Source organism: Sulfurospirillum sp. HTRB-L1 (assembly GCF_059415125.1).
On the sequence record NZ_JCAHZR010000002.1, the window covers coordinates 112,355 to 132,796 of the forward strand.

The window sequence follows — 20,442 nt, forward strand, 5'->3', positions numbered from 1 at the left end:
CACGGAAGTATTGCGGGGAGATTACACGTAAAGCATCTTGCGCGTCATGCCTCCATCGGCTACGAATTCGGCACCGGTGATGAACCCTGCTTTTGGCCCAAGCAAATACGCGCACAGCTGCGCGATGTCTTCGGGCACGCCCACGCGACCGCTCCAGTGTTGGGCGTGGTCATCTGGACTGTGAAGTGCATCGGCTGGGGCAATCCAGCCTGGGCTTATGGCATTGACCCGCACATGGGGCGCAAAGGAGGCGGCGAGCGCATGGGTGAGCGAGAGCAACCCGCCCTTTGAGGCGCTGTAACCCTCGGTGAAGGGTTCGCTCATGTGGGCGCGGGTGGAAGCGATGTTGACAATGGCACCACCCCCGGCTTTGAGCCTTGAAAAGAGGTGTTGCGAGAGGGCATAAGGGGCGGTGAGATTGACCCGAAGCAGGGCTTCAAACGCTTGCCATGAGAGGCACTGGTGGTGTTGCATAAGCGCGGCATTGTTTACAAGGCCCGCCAAAGGGGCTTCTTTAAGGGCACAGTCGATTACATGTAAAGATTCTTCTATGTGCGCAAGGTTTACATGTAAGGGCGTTACATGTAAAGGTTCTAGTATTTCTGCGGTGTTTGGCGCACAATCTAGCCCCAACACCCCATACCCCTCCGCCACCAACGCGCGCGAAATACTCTGTCCAATAAGCCCCGCGGCTCCAGTAACTAGAACGGTCATATTGCCCCTTTGCGTTAATTTCGTGCATGGTAGTCAAATTTTGGTTTGAGTGCACTTAGCTTTACATGTAAAGCCTTTTCCTGCGGTATACTTTTGCAAAAAAGGAGTGTCTATGCGATGCGGATGGGTGAAAACAGGGGATGCGACCTACGAGGCGTATCATGATAATGAATGGGGTAAGCCACTTCATGAGGAACGGGCGTTGTTTGAACTGTTTAGCCTCGAAACCCAAGCGGCGGGGCTGAGTTGGCTCACGGTGCTCAAAAAACGCGGGGCTTACCGTGAAGCGTTCAAAGGGTTTGATTTGGACACGGTGGCGGGCTTTACATGTAAGGATGTGGAGCGGATTTTGCAAACGGAGGTCATCAAACACCCCAAAAAAATCGAAGCCATCGTCCATAACGCCAAGCTGTTTTTGGACATCAAACGTGAATACGGCTCGTTGGATACGTTTTTTTGGAGTTTCGTGAACCACGCGCCCATCCTCAACGACGTACCCGATTACAAATCCGCCCCCACCACCTCGCCCATCTCCGACGCGCTCACCCGTGAACTTAAACGTCGTGGCTTTAAATTCGTAGGCTCAGTGACCATTTACGCGTTCATGCAAGCCTGCGGGATGGTGAACGACCACGAAGTGGGGTGTGATTTTAGGTGACTTAGCCCTTACATGTAAAGCCTAACCCACCTCCACTCTGTTTTTGCCTAATTTTTTTGCACGGTACAAAGCGTTGTCGGCTTTTTTGATGGCATCTTCTAGGGCAGATTCTAGGGCGACATCCAAGGCGCTAACGCCAAAACTGGCGGTGAAGTGAATGGGTTTTTGGGCAAGAATGTACGTGTGGTTTTGAAACTCTACCCGCAAAGACTCGGCGATTTTGAGCGCTCCTTGCAAGCACGTTTTGGGTAAAAGCAGGACAAACTCTTCGCCCCCATGCCGACACAGCACGTCGCTTTGCCTTGTCTGTTTTTTTAACATTTCACTTAGTTCAATGATGGCTTCATCGCCAAGGGCGTGTCCGTATGTGTCGTTGATGTTTTTGAAATTATCGATGTCCAAAAGGATAAGGGAAGCTGCTCTTTTTTGCCTTTTTGCCAGCTCCAAAATGCCCACAGCCATTTCTGAAAAAAAGCGTCTGTTATACAGCCCGCTCAACGGGTCGACTCTGGCTAGCATCTTTAGTTGCTCGCGGTATTTGACCTCTTTGTCGATATTGATAAACGACCAAAGGACAAAGCATTCCTCGGCTTTTGCACTCAGCATAATCCCTTCCAATTTTGTCCAAAAAAGGGTGCCATCTTTGTGCTTGTAGAGCAATTCTTCGCCCACAACCATCCCCTCTTTGGTTTGGTGAAAGTAGGTTTCGTACTCGTAAAATTTCTCTGGCGAGGGGGTGAGCACAAGGGTTTTTTGACCCAATATCTCCTGGGGCTCGTACCCAAACAGCGCGCTAAATCTTTTGTTAACTCGGACGATACGCCTCTCTTTATCGACGACCATTTGCGGCACAACGCTTAACTCAAAAAGGACAGACTCATCAAAGATTTTTTCTTTGTTTGTCTCAAACGCTTTGCAAAGCAACGTCGCGGGCATTTAACATCCTCGTACTATTTTAGGCTCAATTATAGCTTCATTAAAATCAATGCAAGATGATTTAAAAAGAGCAACCACAAAGCACCTGATGGTGCCTAAACGTGCAATGAGCGAGGCTACATGTAAAAGGTTTTTTTGGCAGGGGGTAAATACACGGGGCTTGTGTTGCCTACTAGAATCCAACTCTCTCGCAGTTGGCACCATTTTTAAAAAGAAGACTGGACAGCGAACTTAAAATCCAAGTTTAGGTATGATAGGATTTTGCCTATCAAGATTTATGTTGACGTAGAATTAAACGCTCTCTTACCAATGAATTTTGTATTGAATAAAGGAACTAGTAATTTTTTCAAAAACAACCACCTTCCATTGACCATCAAACAATTCTACTTTAATAGTTGCCCCTGGAATATCTTCATGCAAAAGCCTACAACCAAACAAATCGCCTTTTGCGAGAGCCTTGACTTTGACTTGTTGTCTATATGCACCATCGATAGCCCCAAGAGGTCGTATCTCCACAACAGTTCTCCCTCGATAATACTCAGGAGATATGCCTCTATTGCAGCTAAACAACTCAATGTCTTGATTTTTCTTACATTGGATTGAATTGCTTATGAGTTCGAGTTCTCTGCCGTTAGCACCCCCTGCATAATCAAAAGAAATAATCACAGAAGATATTGGCTCGAGAGTTATTCTCAACTCTCTTGTCAAAAGCATATTTGGTCTGCTGTCTTTTAAAATAGCTTCCACTGTTTCAACAGCGCCCTTATTGCGAAGCAAATCAAATTCTTCTTTCATGGCAAACACCTCTCCTTAAGATTTAGTTGAGTTTCACAAGAAACGCATGGGTACCCACTTAGAAAAGTATATACAAAATAGTTCATTATGCCTAGACAACTGACCATATAATGTCCTTTAGATGATAAGCCATTGCAAAACGAAACACATTGTCGCCAGCCTTCTTCTCTTGGCTAGCAATATTTAGTTTTTAGTTTTTTTACCATATTTTAGGCAGAAAAAATAGAACACCAACCTTCTTTTTGAAAAAACTCAAATAGGCGCTTGCGCGTACAGTAATTGGCATGACCTTGGCGCAAATTGCTATAATGCTTAATTAATTTTGCTTTTGTAGAAAATATTTTTAACAAAAAATACTTCCCCCACAAAGGAGCACACCCATGACCGCCGACACCCTTGGTGCTTACTGTCTGAGCAAAAAAGGTGCGCACAAAAGTTACCCTTTTGACGCCACTACTGCTGTGTATAAAGTGGGTGAGAAGATGTTTGCCCTCATTGCCGAGCCAGAAATACCCCCGCGCATTACGCTTAAATGCGACCCCATCTACGCCCTCGAACTTCGTAGCCTTTACGCCAGTGTCACGGGCGGGTATTACATGAACAAAAAGCACTGGAACACCATCACCTGCGATGGCGAGGTCGACGAACAAACCCTGCGCGAATGGATTGATGACTCTTATGCTCTTGTGGTGAGTGCCCTGCCCAAAAGGGTGCAAAACGCCCTTTGAGCGCTTTAGAAGTACAACATCCCAACACGCTATAATACCGCCACCAAAACTGTTTACATGTAAAGGAACGGTGTGATTCACATAGACCAGTTACAAAAATCCTACGGCGACACGTGCGTGCTTGATGGCATCGACTTGCATGTGGGCGCAGGGGAAATCCACGCCATCGTCGGCCACAGTGGCGCGGGGAAAAGCACCCTTTTGCGTTGCATCAATGGCCTAGAAACCTACCAAGGCGGCAGCCTAAAAGTCTTCGGCCACGAAGTCAAAGACTTAAGCCCCAAAGCCTTACGCGAACTGCGCAAAGAGATGGGGATGATTTTCCAAAACTTCGCCCTTGCCAACCAAAAAAGCGTCTTTGAAAACGTCGCACTCCCCTTGCGCGTCCACGGGTATGAGCGCGCCCACATCACGCGCCGCGTGGAAGAACTCTTAAGCCTTGTGGGCCTTGCCGAAAAAGCCAGCGCCTACCCCAACGCCCTCAGCGGCGGCCAAAAACAGCGTGTGGCCATCGCGCGCGCCTTGGCGCTTGAGCCCAAGATTCTCCTGAGTGATGAAGCCACCAGCGCCCTTGACCCCAAAACCACTAACGACGTGCTAGAGCTTCTGGGCACCATCAACCGCACCTTTGGCATCACCGTTATCATCGTCACCCACGAAATGGAAGTGGTCAAAAAAGCCGCCCAGTTTGCCATGCTCCTAGAACAAGGCAAAATCCTCGGCCACGGCAGGGTTGAAGAGCTCTTTTTGCGCCCCACCCAGCGCCTCAAACACTTCCTTGGCGAAGAAGAGTACCTGCCCCAAAGCGGCGTCAACATCCACCTCTACTTCCCCAAAGAAGTGGCCCAACACAGCCTCATCACCCACATGGCGCGCACCCTTGATGTGGACTTTAACATCGTCTGGGGCAAGCTAGAACGCCTTGGAGGCACCGTCTTGGGGCACCTTGTCATCAACCTTGAAGTCCGCCACCAAAGCGCGGTAGAAGCGTACCTAGCCCAAAGCGGCGTGTTGTGGGAGGTGGCCTAATGGACGCGTTTTTGACCCTCTTTGAGACCATTTTACTCCCCGCCATTTACGAGACGCTCTACATGAGCCTCACGGCCACCTTTTTGGCTTTTTTACTTGGTCTCGTTCCTGGCATCGTCCTTGTGTTAAGTGACAGCAACGGTCTAAGCCCCAACAAGGCCCTTTACACCACGCTAGATTTCATCATCAACACCTTGCGCTCGTTTCCCTTCATCATCCTCATCATCGTGCTCTTTCCTTTTACGAAACTGCTTGTGGGGCAAAGCATCGGTACCACCGCGGCCATCGTGCCTTTGACCATCGGCACGGCGCCCTTTTTTGCCAAGCTCATCGAGAGTGCGTTTAAGGAAATCGACCGTGGTATCATCGAAGCGCCCAAATCCTACGGCGCGACCAACTTGCAAATCGTCTTTCGGGTCATGTTTCCTGAAGCCTTGCCTAGCCTCGTTTCAGGCATCACCCTTATCCTCATCGTGGTGGTTGGCTTTTCGGCCATGGCAGGCACAGTGGGGGGCGGTGGCCTTGGAGATGTGGCCATTCGCTACGGGTACCACCGTTTTAGGCCCGATGTACTGGCCTACACGGTGGTCATTCTCATCCTCATGGTACAAGGGTTTCAGCTGCTTGGCAACCTCTTGTACAAGCTACTCAAAAAGTAAACCGTAGTAAGTCGGTCAAAATACTTGCTATATAAGCGGTGCTGTGCTATACTGCGCCATCATTTTTAAGGAGATTGTTTATGAAATTACGTGTATTGGTTCTTAGCGCCCTTGCTGCGCTTTCCCTTGTGGCCAAAGAAGTTATCGTCGTAGGTGCCACACCCGTGCCCCACGCCCAAATCCTAGAGTTTGTCAAACCCCTTGTGGCCAAAGCGGGGTATGAGCTCAAAATCCAAGAGTTCAACGACTACGTCATTCCCAACATCGCCACAGAAGAAGGTGAGCTAGATGCAAACTTCTTTCAACACACCCCCTACCTCGAAGAGTTCAACAAAAACCGCCGCACTACCCTTGTCAAAACTGTGAGCGTACACCTTGAACCTATGGGCGTGTACTCCAAGAGCCTCAAAAGCCTTGATGCGCTCAAAGACGGAAGCCGCGTGAGCATCCCCAACGACCCTACCAACGAAAGCCGTGCCCTAGAAGTGCTAGCACACCTTGGCCTCATCACGCTCAACGACGCACCTCTTAAAACACCCATCGACATCACCTCTAACCCCAAAAAACTACGCTTTGTGGAAATCGAAGCACCCCAGCTTCCCCGTACCCTTGGCGATGTGGCCCTTTCGGTCATCAACACCAATTTTGCCCTAAGTGCTGGCCTGAACCCCACCAAAGACGCTTTGGCAATGGAAAGCATCGACTCCCCTTATGCTAACATCTTGGTCGTAAAAGCAGGACGAGAAAATGACCCAAAAATCAAAGCCCTAGACGCTGCGCTCAACTCACCTGAACTCAAAGCGTACATCTTAGAAACCTTTAAAGGCGAGATTATCCCTGCGTTTTAGTCTTACGAAGTATCCTTACATGTAAAGGTTTTTTCCTCTACATGTAAGCTTTTTTAGCGGGTTTTAAAACGTTCTAAATCGTGAGAGAGTTTTTCGGTGAGTTCGCGCAAGTGCACCGCTGCGGTACTGATTTCCTCTACACTGCGGGCATTGCCGCTGGAGAGGGTATTGACCTCATCCATGACGCCTGAGACCGCCTCTATCTCTCCCCCTGAAACCTCAAAATCTTTTACCATTTCATCGTTATTTTGCGCCGCTTTGGTGACAATCTGCACCGTAGTATTAATCTTACCCTCAACTTCTTGGGCGGCATTCGCTAGGGATTCCATCTCTTGGGAATTTTTCCCAATCTGTTCGCTCGCGTCACTCACCCCTTGGACGATGACATTCACCGTTGCGTTAATCTCCGAAAGGCTCTTTTGGGTGCGCTCTGCGAGTTTTCGCACCTCATCCGCCACCACCGCAAACCCCCGTCCGTGCTCTCCCGCGCGCGCCGCTTCGATGGCCGCATTGAGCGCCAAAAGGTTGGTCTGATCGGCGATGTCGTAAATCACCGCCAGCACCCCGCGCACTTCCGAAGCGTTGGAAGAGAGCGCTTGGATGCGGTGGGCAAGCTCCACCTCCAACGCCGCGTTGTTTTGCACTTTGGTAGCAAGGATGACAATCTGTTCCTTGGTCTCTTGCAGGGTGTGGTTGGCTTCCATAATCTCTTGCTTACTCGCCTGGGCTTCACGAATAGACTTGGCGATGCCTGCCCTCACGTGGGAAATATTTTTAGTAGCCTTATTCACCACAACCACCGACGTTTCCACGTTTTGTCCCACGGCCAAGCTCGTGCTTGAGAGTTGTCCTGCCACCGAAGCATTTTCGCTAGAAACTCCCTTGGCGCTGTGAAGCAAGTGTTGAAGGTTTTCCATAAGGTCGTTAAACCCCTGCGCAATCATCCTGAGTTCTTGAGGTGCGTTTGTGTTGAGGCGCAAGGTGAGGTTTTGGGTGTTGCTCACCTCTAGCATCGTGGTTTTAAACTTTTCTAGCGGCCGCGACAAGAGCAATTGCACCAAATACAACGCGCCACCGATGGCCAAAAGCAGCACAATCGCCGAAGTGAGAAAGATGGAATTGCGAATGGCATTGGGCTCGGCCAACACTTCTGCTTCATCAATCTCCGATAAAATCGCCCACCGTACGCTTGGCCCCACGTTCATGGACGCAAAAGAAGAGAGCACTTTGGTACCACGGTAATCCGCAACAACTTCTATGCCTGTTTTTCCCGCCAAAGCGTCCTTCACCGCGGCGGTTGTCACCTTTGCTTGTTTTTCAAAAGAAGCTTCCAGTCCGTGTGTATCAGGGGAGAGGTAGCTGTCGCTACGCATCAAAAAATCCTCACCCACAAGGTAGTCCTCCTGACTCTTCCCGTACCCCGAACGGTAATTCATGATGGTGTTGATTTGGTCATTGTTGACCTGAAGCACCACCACCCCAATCACCTCTTCCCCGTAGTGTATCCTCGCGGCCAAAAACATCGTGGGGTGGTTTTCATTGGGCGCGTAAGGTTGCATGTCAGCAAACACAGGCTGAGGGCTTTGCAAGGCTTCTTTCCAAAGCTTCGCAAGGGGACTGCTTGGATTTGCACTCAAACTTATCCCCAAATCACTACGCTTGGCCGCGGTGTACATCACGTGCCCATGCACTGGGTCAAGCACATACACATCCCCATACCCGTAATCGCGTTGGTAGGTTTTCAAAAAAGCATCGTGGCGGGCGGTTTTAAACTTCAAGGAAGCATGGTCTACGGGGAAAACATCCTGCGCACCAATCTCGGCCCGGCGGTAAACATACAACAAATCATGCACGATAGTATGAAACTCATCCAGCTGAGCAAGGGCACGAATCCCCGCCTCTTGGTCACTAAAAAACTTTTCCAAAAAGAAACGTTTCATATCCCGTGCAACAGTGAGTTTTTCATAATTTTTTTGAATCAACACGGCGCGGGTTTTATAGGATGAGACTCCCATCACGCACACTGATGACACCCCAAGCGCCACCAACACCAACAATGCCATTTGCATTCTTAAAGAAAACCGATTCATCTTACCTCCCAACATTCAAACGCTTCTGTTTTAGGAAATTATTAAACCATAGTTTTTCACTATTTCTCACAAGAATTTGGTTAAAAAAATTGCAATTTGGTTACAACTGTGCCAAAAACATACGCAGGACTTTTTTCATACCACGTAAGGCTATCACGCATCGCAGGTTCGTCATATTTTCACTCCGCAAGCAACTTTTACGCCCTTTTTACCCAAGCCTTTGTACAATGGGCGCACTTTACTACACAGGAGCGTCTATGAGCCCTTCGTATCCCCTTTTGATAACCTCTTTGTTGCAACACCCCATTGCCAACAACCCCGACCAAGAAATCATCTACCAGACCACGCGCTTAACCTACACGCAATTTTACGCGCGTGTGTGCCAACTTGCCAACACCCTCACGCGCATGGGCGTCAAACACGGAGATACGGTTGCGGTGATGGATTATGACTCTAACCGTTATTTGGAATGTTACTTTGCCGTGCCGATGATTGGCGCGGTGTTGCACACCATCAACGTGCGCCTAAGCCCCGAACAAATCCTCTACACCATCGACCACGCGGAAGATGATGTCATCTTAGTCCACCACGATTTTCTCCCCATCCTAGAGCAAATCCGAGGCCGCATCGACGCGACAAAGCACTTCATTCTCCTTAGTGAAACGGGAGAAATTCCTCCCACTTCGGTGGAGATTGCGGGGGAATACGAAGCCTTGCTCGCCCAAGAAGCCACCACCCACACCTTTGCGCGTTTTGATGAAAACACCCGTGCAACAACCTTTTACACCACAGGCACCACAGGCATGCCCAAGGGGGTTTACTTTTCCCACCGCCAACTCGTCCTCCACACCCTCACCGTCACCGCAACCATGGGTTCGGCAAGCGCGCAAAATTTTCACCAAAATGACGTCTACATGCCCATCACACCCATGTTTCACGTCCACGCGTGGGGCTTTCCCTACATCGCTACTTTTATGGGCATCAAGCAAGTATACCCGGGCAAATACGTCCCTGAAACCCTTGTAGACCTGCTCGTCAAAGAAAAGGTCACCTTTTCCCACTGCGTCCCCACCATCTTGCACATGCTTGCTCAAACCAAGGCGTACCAAGAGGCCGATTTATCCCACTGGAAAGTGGTTATCGGGGGCGCAACCTTACCCAAAGCCATGTGCCTTGCCGCCCTTGAAAAAGGCATCGACATCTTTACAGGGTATGGTATGAGTGAAACTTGTCCCATCCTCACCCTCGCCCAACTCACCCCACACATGCTCGCCCAACCCCTTGAAACTCAGGCCGCCTTGCGTGCCAAAACGGGGCGACCCATCGGCCTTGTGGACATCAAAATCGTCGATGAGCAGATGGAGGAGGTGCCCAACCACACCCCAGGCGAGCTGGTGGTGCGTGCCCCTTGGCTTACAGAGGCCTATTTTAAAGACACCAAAAACAGCGAAGCACTGTGGGCGGGAGGCTACTTGCACACAGGCGATGTGGCCTACAAAGACGAAGAAGGGTTTTTTAAAATCACCGACCGCTCCAAAGACATCATCAAAATCGGGGGCGAATGGGTGAGTTCTTTGGAACTTGAAGACATCATCATGCAACACCCCGAAGTGAAAGAAGTCGCGGTCATTGGCATCGACGATGCCCGCTGGGGCGAACGCCCCCTTGCCCTTGTGGTACCCAAATCCCAAACCCACGAGGGGCTTGAAAAAGAGGTGATGCACCACACCAAAGAGTACATCAAAAAAGGCGTCATGGCCCGCGAAGGGATGCTTGTTAAAATCGTTTTTGTAGAAAACATCGCCAAAACCAGTGTGGGAAAAATCGACAAAAAAACCTTGAGAGCCTTGCACGCCTAGGCCTTACATGTAAAGGTTTTCTGAACCCAACAGATAACAGTTGCCCCTTTAAGTGGGGACAATAATAATGGGGTATAATACGCCCCATTATCGTCTCGTGTGGGAGGCAGACTGTGAAACGATTCTTATACCTACTTTGGGTGCCCGTGCTTGTGTGGAGCGCGCCGCTAACCCACCTTCATTTGGAGGATGCGCTTGTATTGCTACAAGAGCGTAACCCTGAGCTTGCTGTTGCAGACCTTGAAGCACAGTTGCGTGGGCTTGATGTTTCTCTCGTGGAAGCAAGCGCTTGGGGCAGTGTGGACGCGGTACAAACTGCCACGCGTTCCAATGATGCCATGAATGTCTTTGCTTTTAAACTCCAAAGTCGCGAGGCTACCTTTCAAGATTTCGGGTTTGCAGATTTTGATAGCACCAACCCCAATGTCTTACATGTAACGTCTGATGACCTCAATCGTCCCAAAGCGCGCAACCATTTTACCACCGCTGTTGAACTGCGCATCCCTCTTTACACGGGCGGAAGGCGCGGGTACACCCAACACATCGCCCAAACTTTTCACACCCTTGCGCGCCTTGACACCCAAGCCCTTTTGGCGGAAAAAATCCTAGAACTCAAGCGCAGTTTTTACGCCCTTTCCCTATTGCACGACCAAGAAGCCACCTTAAACGTGCTGCTTGAACACACCCAAACCCTAGAACGCACCGCTGCGGCCATGCACGAAGAAGGGTACGCTACGGCCACGGATGTGCTAGAAGTGCAAGCGCGCCTAGCCACTGTGCAAAGGATGCTACACGACACGCAAGCTAACACCCAATTGTTGCTACATGTACTCTCTTTTTTGCTAGACCAAGAGGTGCGCTCCATTGCCCCCACCTTGCCCGCTTTGGAGGCCCCTAACGCAGTGCCTGGGGAGACCCTAGAAGTGCAAAAAGCTACCCTTGGCACGCAGATTGGACACTGGGGCGTACAGCTCAATAAGGCTTCTTTTGCACCCACGGTTGGGCTCTTGGGCCAGTACGGATGGAGTGGAAAAGAGGCCCTTGAGCTCTCTTCTAGCAATGATGCGTACACCGTGGGAGTGGAGTTTCGGTGGAACCTGTTTCAAGGGGGTGGGCACAGCATTGCTTTGGAAAAAGCCCGTTTAGCCCACCTTAAAAGCCAACACCAACTCTCCCTTGCTAAACAAGGGAGCACCCTTGCCTTTGCTAAGCTTCACACGCAACTTGCCCAACACGACCACCAACTCCAAAGCCTTGAGGCTGAGCGTGCTCTTTTTGAGCGCATTTACGACCACCACGTGGGGCGCTACCAAGAAAACCTCGCCTCCATGAGCGATGTGCTTATCAAACACGCGGAGCTTTTAGGCAAAATCCTAGAACACAATGCCGCTAAAAACAAGCGGGTTGAAACCTTGCTTTCCCTTGAAAAACTTTCCCACGGAGCCCGTCCATGAAACCGATTGTTCTTTTTTTCCTTCTTTTTTCCTGCGCCTTTAGCGAAACACTCTCCCTCTCGGGTACCGTTGTTAGCGAACGTGAAATCACGCTCACTAGCCGTGCCACAGGCTTTGTTAAGCGCATCTATGTGCAAGAAGGCCAAAGCGTGCGCAAGGGGGAGGTGCTGTATGAGATTGATGCTAACGAACTTGACCAAACCAAACGCCAGATGGAACTTTCTATTGCCGCAGCTACCCTTTCATGGCAAATGCACCACAACCAACTCCAAAACGCCGCCCTTAACCTTGCCCGCCACCAACGCCTCTTTGCCAAAGAGATGGTCGCTAAGGCTGAGGTCGAACACCTAGAGCTTTCGGTGCAAAACCTCCAAGCCATGGCAGATATCGCCGCCAAACAAATCGACCAAGCCAAAGCGGGGCTTGCAAGCCTCCTGCACCAGTACACCTACCTCACCATCCAAGCCCCCAGTGATGGGCTCATTACCCAAAAACACCTCCGCGAAGGAGAGATGGCCATGCCAGGTGCGCCTGCACTGCGCCTTGTTGACATGGAGCGCTTGCGCATCCACGCGCAACTCCCCGAGAGCTACCTTTCCCATGTCCGCGTAGGAAGCGAGGTGGAGGTGGAGATTCCTGCTCTTGGACTACGCACCCAAGGCACCATCGAAGCCATCATTCCTGTCGCTTCTACCCATACCTTTAAACTCAAAATCGCCTTTGAGGGCACGGCGTATCCGGGCATGTTTGCTCGCGTTGGGCTGAAGTAGGAACACCCATGCACCAAACTCCTCCTTCCCAGACCATTGCAGGGCGCATTGCCACGGTTTTTTTGCACAACCCCCTCACCCCAGTGCTTGGTATCACCTTGCTCTTACTTGGCTATTTGGCCCTTATGATTACCCCGCGCGAAGAAGACCCACAGATTGCCATTAGCGGGGGGACCATTATGGTCATGCTGCCAGGTGCCTCGCCCCAAGAAGTGCGCAATGTCATCATCCAACCCCTTGAGCGCAAAATCAAAGAAATTCAAGGGGTTGAGCACATTTACGGGGTAGCTGCGCAAAACATGGGCATGCTCAATGTCATGTACACCATCGGGGAAGACCGGGAAAGCTCCAATCTCAAACTCTACGACAAGGTCATGCAAAACATGGACCAACTCCCCAAAGGTGCCCTTGCGCCCTTGGTACGGCCTTTTGATATTGACATTGACATCCCTATCCTTTCTATTGCCTTTTACCTTAAGCCAGATTCTCCCCTTGATTACGTAGCACTCACCCAGCGTGTCGACAAAGTGCGTTCCCGCCTTGGTGATGTGGAAAACTTGGCCAAGATGGAGATTAAAGGCGGGGCAAAAGAGCAATACAACATCCTCGTGGATGCCCACAAACTCTCCTTTTATGGCCTTTCCTTAGGGCAAGTTGCCACACAGCTTGAAGCCTTGCTTTCTAAAAATCCCAACATGGAAGGACGCACAAAGGAGGGGGAATTGGTCGTTTTTGGCGTACAAGGTGTCCTTGAACACAAAACCCAACTCCAACACCTCATCATCGCCTTGCACCAAGGGGCGCCCGTCTACCTTCAAGACATCGCCACCATCACCCAAGGCGAAGCGGTGCAAACCTTTGAACGCGCCACCATACACACCCCAGACGCCCTTGAAAGCGCCCAGCGCCAAGTAACCCTCACCTTTTCCAAATTGCGTGGGTCCAATGCGGTGGTGATTGCCAAAGAAGTCCTTGAAACCCTTGAGGGCATGGAAGAAGCTTTTGAAAAAGAGGGGGTGCGTTACCTTGTGACGCGAAACTACGGAGCCCGCGCCGACAAGGCGGTCAATGACCTTGTGAGTAATCTGGCGGTTTCTATTGTCATCATTTCCCTTTTATTGGTCTTTACCCTTGGGTGGCGTGAATCGCTCATTGTGACCTTTTTGGTGCCGGCAATTTTTGCGGTGACCTTGTTTGTGGCTTATTTGGGTGACCAAACCATCAACCGCATCACCCTCTTCGCCTTTTTGCTCAGCCTTGGCATCTTGGTGGACGCGGCGATTATTGTCATTGAAAACATCCACCGCCACTTGCGCACCAAAACCTCCGCCGCCATTTCCACAGACACCATCATCATCGAAGCCACTGATGAAATCAGTGCGCCCACCAACATTGCCACCATCGCCATTATCCTTACCATGGTGCCCATGGCCTTTGTGGGGCAAATGATGGGACAATTCATGCGCCCCATTCCGCTCAATGTTCCCGTGACCATCTTTGCCTCATTGGTGATTGCGTATATTTTTGCCCCCTATCTCGCACGCCGAATCCTCAAGCGCGCTGTCCAAGGAGGCTCCCATGAGGTTTGAGCGTTGGCTTTTGAGGATTTTAGCCTCCTCCTTTAAAAAACGCACCGTCATTGGCGTGACCTTGCTCGCCTTTGTGGGCTCCCTTTGGATGTTTCCCTCCCAACTGGTCAAAGCCAAAATGCTTCCAGGCAAAAGTGCCGACACCTTTTCCGTGTATGTGGATTTACCCAAAGGCAGTTCCCATGTGCAAACCTCAGCAGTAACCCAATGCGTCACCTCCTTGGTCTCCCAAGAACCCCACGTGCACTCCATGAGCGTGTATGCGGGCATGGGCGCGCCCCTTGATTACGCGGGACTTGTCAAGGGTTCTGGCCTAAAACGAGGCGAACATGTCGCGGAGATTGTGGTCAACCTTACCGATAAAACCTCCCGCGAAGAAGCCAGTTTTGCCTTAGTGCACCGCTTGCGCCCTGTGCTCCAAAACAGGTGTGAGCCTTTGGTGGAGGGTACGCGCATCAAGATGGTCGAAGAACCCGCCGGGCCGCCTACCTTAGCGGCCATTGTGGTGGAACTTTACGGGGAAAACGATGCCCTCTTGCGGGAATTAAACGCCCAAGTCCAAGAGGTTTTGCGCCACACCCCAGGCCTTGTGGATGTGGACACCCTTGAAGAAGCGGTCCATGAAACCTTTACCTTAGAAATAGACGCGGCGCGTGCACTTAGCAGCGGTGTTGACCTCAAGCAAATCCACGACATCCTTTATCTGGCGTATGAGGGCATCGAAGTAGCGGCCCAAAACCGTGAGGATTCTTACGCGCAAGTGCCGCTGTTTTTGCGCCTTGACACCTCTTCGTTACATGTAAAGAGTGCCAGCGCCTTGCACGCGCGCCTCTCTTCTTTGCAGTTGCACACCAATACGGGTGCTTTGGTGCCAGTGAGCGAATTGGTGCGCATCGTGCCTAGCCTCTCCGAGCCCACGCTGTTTTCTAAAAACCTGCGGCGCATGCACACGGCGGTGGCCGAAACGGACCTTGTCTCCCAAGTGTACCCCTTACTAAAAGCCAGAACGCAGCTCAAAGAGGTGCTTGCCGCTTCGTATACCATCACCAATGGCGCGCTGTTTAACCTAGACCTCATCCACAAGGAAACGGGCGAGCCCATTGCACTGGTGTGGGACGGGGAGATGAAAGTAACCATGGACACCTTTGCAGACCTTGGTGGAGCGTTTATTGCCGCGTTGGTGGTGATTTTTTTACTTATGGTGGTGTACTACAAGAGTTTTGCGCTCAGTGGCATCATCTTACTGGGAAGTTTTTTGTCTATCATCGGCGTCATTGTGGGGCATTGGGTGATGGACATTTTTACCCAAACCACCTTTTTTCTCACCGCAACCTCCATGATAGGCTTCATCGCCCTCATGGGCATTAACTCGCGCAATTCCTTGCTCATCATCGACTTTGCCACAAGCATGATGGACGCAGGTATGCCCAAACGCAATGCCATCGCCCACTCGGCCGCAACGCGGGCAAAGCCCATCTTCCTCACCGCCATCACGGTGGTCCTTGCCAGTGCGATGCTCGCCCTTGACCCCATCTTTGGCGGCCTTGGCGTTGCCCTCATTTTTGGCACAATTGCCTCGGTGATTGTTTCTTTAGTTTTTGTGCCTGTGTTGCTTGAGCAAAGCCCTGCCCTTGAGGCACACTAATCCTTACATGTAAAGCCCCGCGCCTTACATGTAAGGGGTATTTTTAGAGGATTCTTACAAAATACGTTTAGGCAAAACCTTGCTTTTTTGCCCTTCGCAGAAAAGCCTAAACCTGCTTTTGTTATAATGGTGCGATTTTGTAACAAGGGAGTTGTGGATGGAATGGCTAGAACCGTTAAACGCGTATCCGTTACCTGCGGATTTTGCCTCAAAGGCGAAGGCGTACAGTGCCTTGCTCTTGACGTACAACAAAACGCACAATATTTCGGGCGCCAAAACCACCCAAGCCGTTGAGGAAAACATCCTTGATAGCCTTTACCCGTTACTGTTCATGGAAGCATGGCCCAAACGCTGCATCGACATTGGCAGTGGCGCGGGGTTCCCAGGCATCCCTTTGGCCCTTGCCTTGCCTCAAATGGAAGTGCATTTGTTTGAACCTATCGCCAAAAAAAGTGCCTTTTTACACTTGATCAAAAGCGAACTTGGGCTTGCCAATGTGGTGGTGAAGACCGAACGCATTGAAGCAACTGAGGCCTTTCCTTGTGCGCTGATTTGCTCCCGTGCCGTGACCAACACCAAAGCCTTATTGTCCCTTGCCAAGGCGTTCATCACCCCCACCACCTGCGCCCTTTTATACAAAGGTTCGCGGGCCAACGAAGAGCTTGAGGGCTTTTCAAACTACACGCTTTTTGAGCGCAACCAGCGGCGTTATGTTCTTGTGAAGGAGTTGTTGTGATTTTAAAAATTTTAGGCCTTATTGCCGTCTTGTTTCTGATCTATTTTTTCTTTTTTAAGGTGGCGCGCACCCAAGGCGGAGTTTCCCCTAAAAAATCTAAAAAACTCCAAGGGGAGACCATGCTTGAATGCGCCAAGTGTTCGACCTTTGTGAGTGACAAAGATGCCATCATCAAAGATGGTCAGTTTTTTTGCTCCCGCGAATGTGCAAAGCTTTAAGGAGAACCCATGCTTTTAATCGGTCATCGCCTTGTTCCTTTTAAGCCCCTTTATCCCATTGAAACCGTTGATGAGATTGTGCTCACCCCGGCTGGAAGTACGGTTTTGTTTGAATATTCCCCTGATTTGATTTGGCATTGCCAACAAAACCGCGTCCCTTTTGCCTTACATGTAAGCGCGTCCACAGAAGCCATCATTGGCAATGGCGCGGGGGCCATCTTCCTCATCGCCTCTTCCCATCTGGTGCCCGAACTTCAAGAACTGGCAGACCACTACCTCTTTGATGCGAAAATTGCCCTCATGGTTGACAACGAAGAGGGCATCGCCCTTGCCGCGCTTAAGCGGGTCGATGCGGTGATTTTGCCAGAGGGAATCGTGACATGGAAATCGTAAAAACTGTCCTATTAATGATGGGGCTCACCCTGCTGCTCGTGGTCATTGGCGGCGTGTTTGGCGGCCAACAAGGCATGGTACTGGCGCTCATTTTTGCCACGGCGATGAATTTCTTTAGCTACTTTTACTCCGACACTCTTCTCTTGCGCCATTTTAAAGCCGTTGAAGTTACGGAGACTCAAGCGGGCGGACTTTTTCGCATCGTACGCCGTTTGTGCGGACGCGCCAACACCCCTATGCCAAAGGTGTACATCATTAAAGACGCCACACCCAACGCCTTTGCCACAGGGCGCAACCCCAGCAATGCCGCAGTAGCAGTTACCGAAGGGTTGCTAAACCTTTTGGATGAAAACGAAATCGAAGCCGTGCTCGCCCATGAACTTAGCCACGTGCGCCATTACGACATCCTCATTGGCACCGTGGCGGCCACCGTAGCAGGCGCCATTGCCATCTTGGCCAACATGATGCAATTTAGCGCTATGTTCGGGCGCAGTGGCAACCGTAATGTGCACCCCGCGCTCATGCTTTTGATGGCTATCTTATTGCCCATCGCCGCGAGTGTCATTCAAATGGCCATCAGCCGCAACCGCGAATACCTTGCCGACGCAGGGGCTGCGCGCCTAACAGGCCACCCCGAATGGCTCCAAAGTGCGCTTAGTAAACTGGAAAACCATAACCGCCGTGGCGCCCTTAAAGAAGCTACCCCGCAAAGCGCCCACCTCTTTATCATCAACCCCTTTGCGGGCAAAAAAATCAACTTTGGTGCTTTGTTTGCCACACACCCTTCCACGCAAGAGCGCATCGCGCGTCTTGAACAACTGAAACACCAAGGGTAAACCATGCACCCCAAGAGCACTATCGCCCTTACAACACTTGCGACCCTTATTTTTTACTGGGCCGTTGACATGGGTCTCTTCCATGCCCACTTACCCCTTTCCCAAGCCTTCACACAAAACCTTGCAAGCAGGGGTGTTGTTACGGGACTTTTGGCACTTTTGGGGTTTGTTGCCTTCATGCTTGTCACCAAAGAGTCCGCCACCGAAGAACACCTTCCCCCCAAAGAAGCAAGCTTGCACGAAGCCATCATTGGGATTGTTTTCTCCCCTGCCCCCTTACATGTAAGGCTTGAAAAAAGTTTACAAAAGGTCGCACACACGCTAGGTTTGGAGCAATTGTTTCTCACACAATACCAACCCGACGCCCTCAAGCGCCTCTACCAACTCAATGAAACATACCCCCTCGCTCCTACCCTCCTGCTCTCAAACCAAGCACCAAATTCGCCGCTAGAAAAAGAGTTGTTAAATTTTCACGAAAAAAAACAAGAAACACACACCACAACCTTGCCCCTTGGCGGGCAAGCACACCCGGTGTGTTTTGTCTCCCTTAAAGCCGACCATCTGCTCAAGCCCTCAGGAATCTTAGGAGCCGTTTTTAAAAAAGGGGTGATGCCTTCCCTTGAAGACATTGGTGCTTTGAGTTTCTTGGGCCAAAACATCGCCTTTGCCCTGAGTGTTGCTGAAAAAAAAGAAGCGACCTTGCGGGCCAACGAGCGGCAAGTCGAACAACAAGCCGACGAAGACCCCCGCTTTGATATTTTTACCAACCTGAAACTGCGCCAAATCATTCTTTATGAAATCAAGCGCAACCAACGCCACAAAACCGACCTTTCCTTGTTGCTTTTTGGGATTGACCATTTTGCCAACCTCCAAGGAATGCTCTCGCCAGAAAAAGCGCTGGGGGTTCAAAAAGAGCTAGTCAACCTCATCAAAAGCAGTTTGCGCAACACGGATGTTTTTGGCGTGTGGGATGAGAATATTTTTGCCATCGTGTTGCCCGACATTGCCTTTCAGTCTGCCAACGCCCTCTCGCAAAAACTCACCTTGCTTATCTCGAAAAAGCGTTTTGAAGGGGCGGGAAAGCTTACATGTAGCTTTGGAATTACAACGTTTATTTCTCCAGATGACACCATTGAGAGTTTTCGAAGACGCGCAGAGAGTGCCCTTGAAAAAGCGCACAAAGAAGGGGGCAACAAAACCGAGATAAAACTACTCGTCTCGGCCAACCACAAGGCGCAATAACCACGGAGAAAGGCGCGTTAACACTTCATAGGTAATGGTGTTAGCCGCGCAAGCCATGGAGGTTGCGTCTGCAAACACACACACTTCTTCCTCTTCTCCCTTAGCACTAAAGCTGTCCATTGAAACCCGCCCAAGCAAGGGTTGGCCCCCGTGAAGCAATACCTCTTTCGCACCATCAAAGCGAAACAAGCCATCGCCATAACCTGCATCATAGGTAGAGATAACCATGGCGCAAGGGGCTTCAAAGATGCCTCCATACCCCACTTTTTGGCCTTTATGCAAGGTGCGCGTGCTCATGCGTTTTGCCCACAAAGCCAACACGGGTTTTAGATCAAAAACACCTAGCACCCTTGGTGTGTCCACATACCCGTAACTTGCGATGCCTACCCGTGCCAAATCATCTTCAAAGGCACCCACATGGCGCAAGAGGCCCGCTGAGTTACACGCATGAAATTTGGGAGTGGACACGCCAAAACGTGCGGCGAGGCTCCGCGCATTTACCTTAACCTCATCAAAGCGCGCACGTTGGACAAAGTAATCGCTGCTTAGTATATCGGCGCTGTGAAAGTGGGTGAAGATTCCCTCAAGTATCAAATTGTGCCGCACAACAACCTCAAAAGCGCGCGCGAGCATGGAGGGTAAAATCCCATTGCGGTGCATACCTGTGTCGATGTTTAGATGCACCAGTGTGCCAGAAGGAACCGCCTCCAAACTTTCCATAGAGTGAATCGCAAAGGCCAATGCGCCGCATGCGGGGGAGCTGGGGAGGTCAGAAAGCACCAACACCCGCTCAAACAACCCCTCAATCTTCAACCCTTCCACGCAATCTTTCACCGCCGCATACCGCACACCAACCGCCGCCGCAAGAGGCGCCATCTGGCTGATGCCATGGCCGTACGCATTGTTTTTTAACACCACCATGAGCTTTTTCATGTCGCCACATTTGGCAGCCAAAAGCTCAAGATTGTGGCGATAATGGTGAAAATTAAGGGTGATGTAGGCCATTAGCTTGGGGTGAGATCATAGGTCCGAACAAGCATCCCTGCCAATTTTCGTGCTTGGTAGTCTAGCTTGTAAAAATGCGCATAAACCGTTTTGGCATCCAACGTTGGCGCTTGGGAAAAGTCAAACCCTAGGCCATTGGGGTCTTTGGGTAAGGTGGCATCGAGGTAGTCTAAAAATGCCGTGCGCGCCTGTGAAAGCTTCTTTAACTCTTCTTTTACTTTTTCTTTCTCTTCCATAG

Annotated in this window: 21 protein-coding genes; 15 read left to right on the forward strand and 6 right to left on the reverse strand. The window is 50.7% G+C overall.

The window, feature by feature from the left end; translation table 11 throughout:
* Window positions 1-21 precede the first annotated feature (21 nt).
* Window positions 22-714: an SDR family oxidoreductase gene (locus tag AC5SLM_RS03235; protein ID WP_495249502.1), complete on the reverse strand. Its 693-nt coding sequence runs from the start codon at window positions 712-714 to the stop codon at window positions 22-24.
* Window positions 715-826: 112 nt separating this feature from the next.
* Here AC5SLM_RS03235 and AC5SLM_RS03240 point away from each other — a divergent pair, with 112 nt between their 5' ends.
* Window positions 827-1,372 (forward strand): DNA-3-methyladenine glycosylase I, encoded by a 546-nt coding sequence (locus AC5SLM_RS03240; protein WP_495249503.1) that lies wholly within the window; start codon window positions 827-829, stop codon window positions 1,370-1,372.
* 21 nt (window positions 1,373-1,393) lie between these two features.
* On the opposite strand, the gene AC5SLM_RS03245 is transcribed toward AC5SLM_RS03240, so the two are convergent.
* Complete coding sequence (locus tag AC5SLM_RS03245; RefSeq protein WP_495249504.1) at window positions 1,394-2,308, reverse strand: sensor domain-containing diguanylate cyclase; 915 nt, start codon at window positions 2,306-2,308, stop codon at window positions 1,394-1,396.
* Window positions 2,309-2,611: 303 nt separating this feature from the next.
* Window positions 2,612-3,103 carry a hypothetical protein gene (locus tag AC5SLM_RS03250; protein ID WP_495249505.1) on the reverse strand — a complete coding sequence of 164 codons (492 nt, stop codon included), beginning with the start codon at window positions 3,101-3,103 and terminating at the stop codon, window positions 2,612-2,614.
* Between the two features lie 380 nt (window positions 3,104-3,483).
* Here AC5SLM_RS03250 and AC5SLM_RS03255 point away from each other — a divergent pair, with 380 nt between their 5' ends.
* The 4 genes from AC5SLM_RS03255 to AC5SLM_RS03270 all read left to right on the forward strand — a co-directional run bounded on the left by AC5SLM_RS03255 (window position 3,484) and on the right by AC5SLM_RS03270 (window position 6,367).
* Window positions 3,484-3,831 carry an MmcQ/YjbR family DNA-binding protein gene (locus AC5SLM_RS03255; protein ID WP_495249506.1) on the forward strand — a complete coding sequence of 116 codons (348 nt, stop codon included), beginning with the start codon at window positions 3,484-3,486 and terminating at the stop codon, window positions 3,829-3,831.
* Window positions 3,832-3,903: 72 nt separating this feature from the next.
* Window positions 3,904-4,860, forward strand: coding sequence for a methionine ABC transporter ATP-binding protein (locus AC5SLM_RS03260; RefSeq protein WP_495249507.1), 957 nt, complete (start codon window positions 3,904-3,906; stop codon window positions 4,858-4,860).
* Entirely contained in the window at window positions 4,860-5,519 is a 660-nt protein-coding gene (locus AC5SLM_RS03265) for a methionine ABC transporter permease (RefSeq protein WP_495249508.1), read from the forward strand. The genes AC5SLM_RS03260 and AC5SLM_RS03265 overlap by 1 nt, the downstream gene beginning before the upstream one ends.
* Before the next feature lie 80 nt (window positions 5,520-5,599).
* A complete protein-coding gene (locus AC5SLM_RS03270; RefSeq protein WP_495249509.1) occupies window positions 5,600-6,367 on the forward strand; it encodes a MetQ/NlpA family ABC transporter substrate-binding protein in 768 nt (255 codons plus the stop codon).
* Window positions 6,368-6,420: 53 nt separating this feature from the next.
* Here AC5SLM_RS03270 and AC5SLM_RS03275 read toward each other — a convergent pair whose 3' ends face one another.
* Window positions 6,421-8,457 (reverse strand): methyl-accepting chemotaxis protein, encoded by a 2,037-nt coding sequence (locus AC5SLM_RS03275; RefSeq protein ID WP_495249510.1) that lies wholly within the window; start codon window positions 8,455-8,457, stop codon window positions 6,421-6,423.
* A 257-nt stretch (window positions 8,458-8,714) separates the two neighbouring features.
* Here AC5SLM_RS03275 and AC5SLM_RS03280 point away from each other — a divergent pair, with 257 nt between their 5' ends.
* From AC5SLM_RS03280 to AC5SLM_RS03325, 10 genes are all read left to right on the forward strand, one after another.
* Window positions 8,715-10,316, forward strand: coding sequence for a fatty acid--CoA ligase (locus AC5SLM_RS03280; protein WP_495249511.1), 1,602 nt, complete (start codon window positions 8,715-8,717; stop codon window positions 10,314-10,316).
* Window positions 10,317-10,429: 113 nt separating this feature from the next.
* On the forward strand, window positions 10,430-11,770 hold the full coding sequence (locus AC5SLM_RS03285) for a TolC family protein (protein WP_495249512.1): 1,341 nt from the start codon (window positions 10,430-10,432) through the stop codon (window positions 11,768-11,770).
* On the forward strand, window positions 11,767-12,540 hold the full coding sequence (locus AC5SLM_RS03290) for an efflux RND transporter periplasmic adaptor subunit (RefSeq protein ID WP_495249513.1): 774 nt from the start codon (window positions 11,767-11,769) through the stop codon (window positions 12,538-12,540). Before AC5SLM_RS03285 ends, AC5SLM_RS03290 begins: the two co-directional genes overlap by 4 nt.
* Window positions 12,541-12,548: 8 nt before the next feature.
* The gene (locus tag AC5SLM_RS03295; RefSeq protein ID WP_495249514.1) at window positions 12,549-14,129 is read left to right on the forward strand and encodes an efflux RND transporter permease subunit; all 1,581 of its coding nucleotides are present in this window, start codon (window positions 12,549-12,551) and stop codon (window positions 14,127-14,129) included.
* Entirely contained in the window at window positions 14,119-15,774 is a 1,656-nt protein-coding gene (locus AC5SLM_RS03300; protein WP_495249515.1) for an efflux RND transporter permease subunit, read from the forward strand. The genes AC5SLM_RS03295 and AC5SLM_RS03300 overlap by 11 nt, the downstream gene beginning before the upstream one ends.
* Before the next feature lie 157 nt (window positions 15,775-15,931).
* Window positions 15,932-16,510 (forward strand): 16S rRNA (guanine(527)-N(7))-methyltransferase RsmG, encoded by a 579-nt coding sequence (gene rsmG / locus AC5SLM_RS03305; protein ID WP_495249516.1) that lies wholly within the window; start codon window positions 15,932-15,934, stop codon window positions 16,508-16,510.
* Window positions 16,507-16,728, forward strand: coding sequence for a PP0621 family protein (locus AC5SLM_RS03310; protein ID WP_495249517.1), 222 nt, complete (start codon window positions 16,507-16,509; stop codon window positions 16,726-16,728). The genes rsmG and AC5SLM_RS03310 overlap by 4 nt, the downstream gene beginning before the upstream one ends.
* A gap of 9 nt (window positions 16,729-16,737) precedes the next feature.
* Window positions 16,738-17,121 carry a hypothetical protein gene (locus AC5SLM_RS03315; protein ID WP_495249518.1) on the forward strand — a complete coding sequence of 128 codons (384 nt, stop codon included), beginning with the start codon at window positions 16,738-16,740 and terminating at the stop codon, window positions 17,119-17,121.
* Complete coding sequence (gene htpX / locus AC5SLM_RS03320) at window positions 17,109-17,957, forward strand: zinc metalloprotease HtpX (RefSeq protein ID WP_495249519.1); 849 nt, start codon at window positions 17,109-17,111, stop codon at window positions 17,955-17,957. Before AC5SLM_RS03315 ends, htpX begins: the two co-directional genes overlap by 13 nt.
* A gap of 3 nt (window positions 17,958-17,960) precedes the next feature.
* Window positions 17,961-19,199, forward strand: coding sequence for a GGDEF domain-containing protein (locus tag AC5SLM_RS03325; RefSeq protein ID WP_495249520.1), 1,239 nt, complete (start codon window positions 17,961-17,963; stop codon window positions 19,197-19,199).
* Here AC5SLM_RS03325 and AC5SLM_RS03330 read toward each other — a convergent pair.
* Both AC5SLM_RS03330 and AC5SLM_RS03335 read right to left on the reverse strand, forming a co-directional pair.
* Entirely contained in the window at window positions 19,167-20,204 is a 1,038-nt protein-coding gene (locus AC5SLM_RS03330; RefSeq protein WP_495249521.1) for an alanine racemase, read from the reverse strand. The genes AC5SLM_RS03325 and AC5SLM_RS03330 overlap by 33 nt on opposite strands.
* Window positions 20,204-20,440: a hypothetical protein gene (locus tag AC5SLM_RS03335; protein ID WP_495249522.1), complete on the reverse strand. Its 237-nt coding sequence runs from the start codon at window positions 20,438-20,440 to the stop codon at window positions 20,204-20,206. The genes AC5SLM_RS03330 and AC5SLM_RS03335 overlap by 1 nt, the downstream gene beginning before the upstream one ends.
* Window positions 20,441-20,442 lie beyond the last annotated feature (2 nt).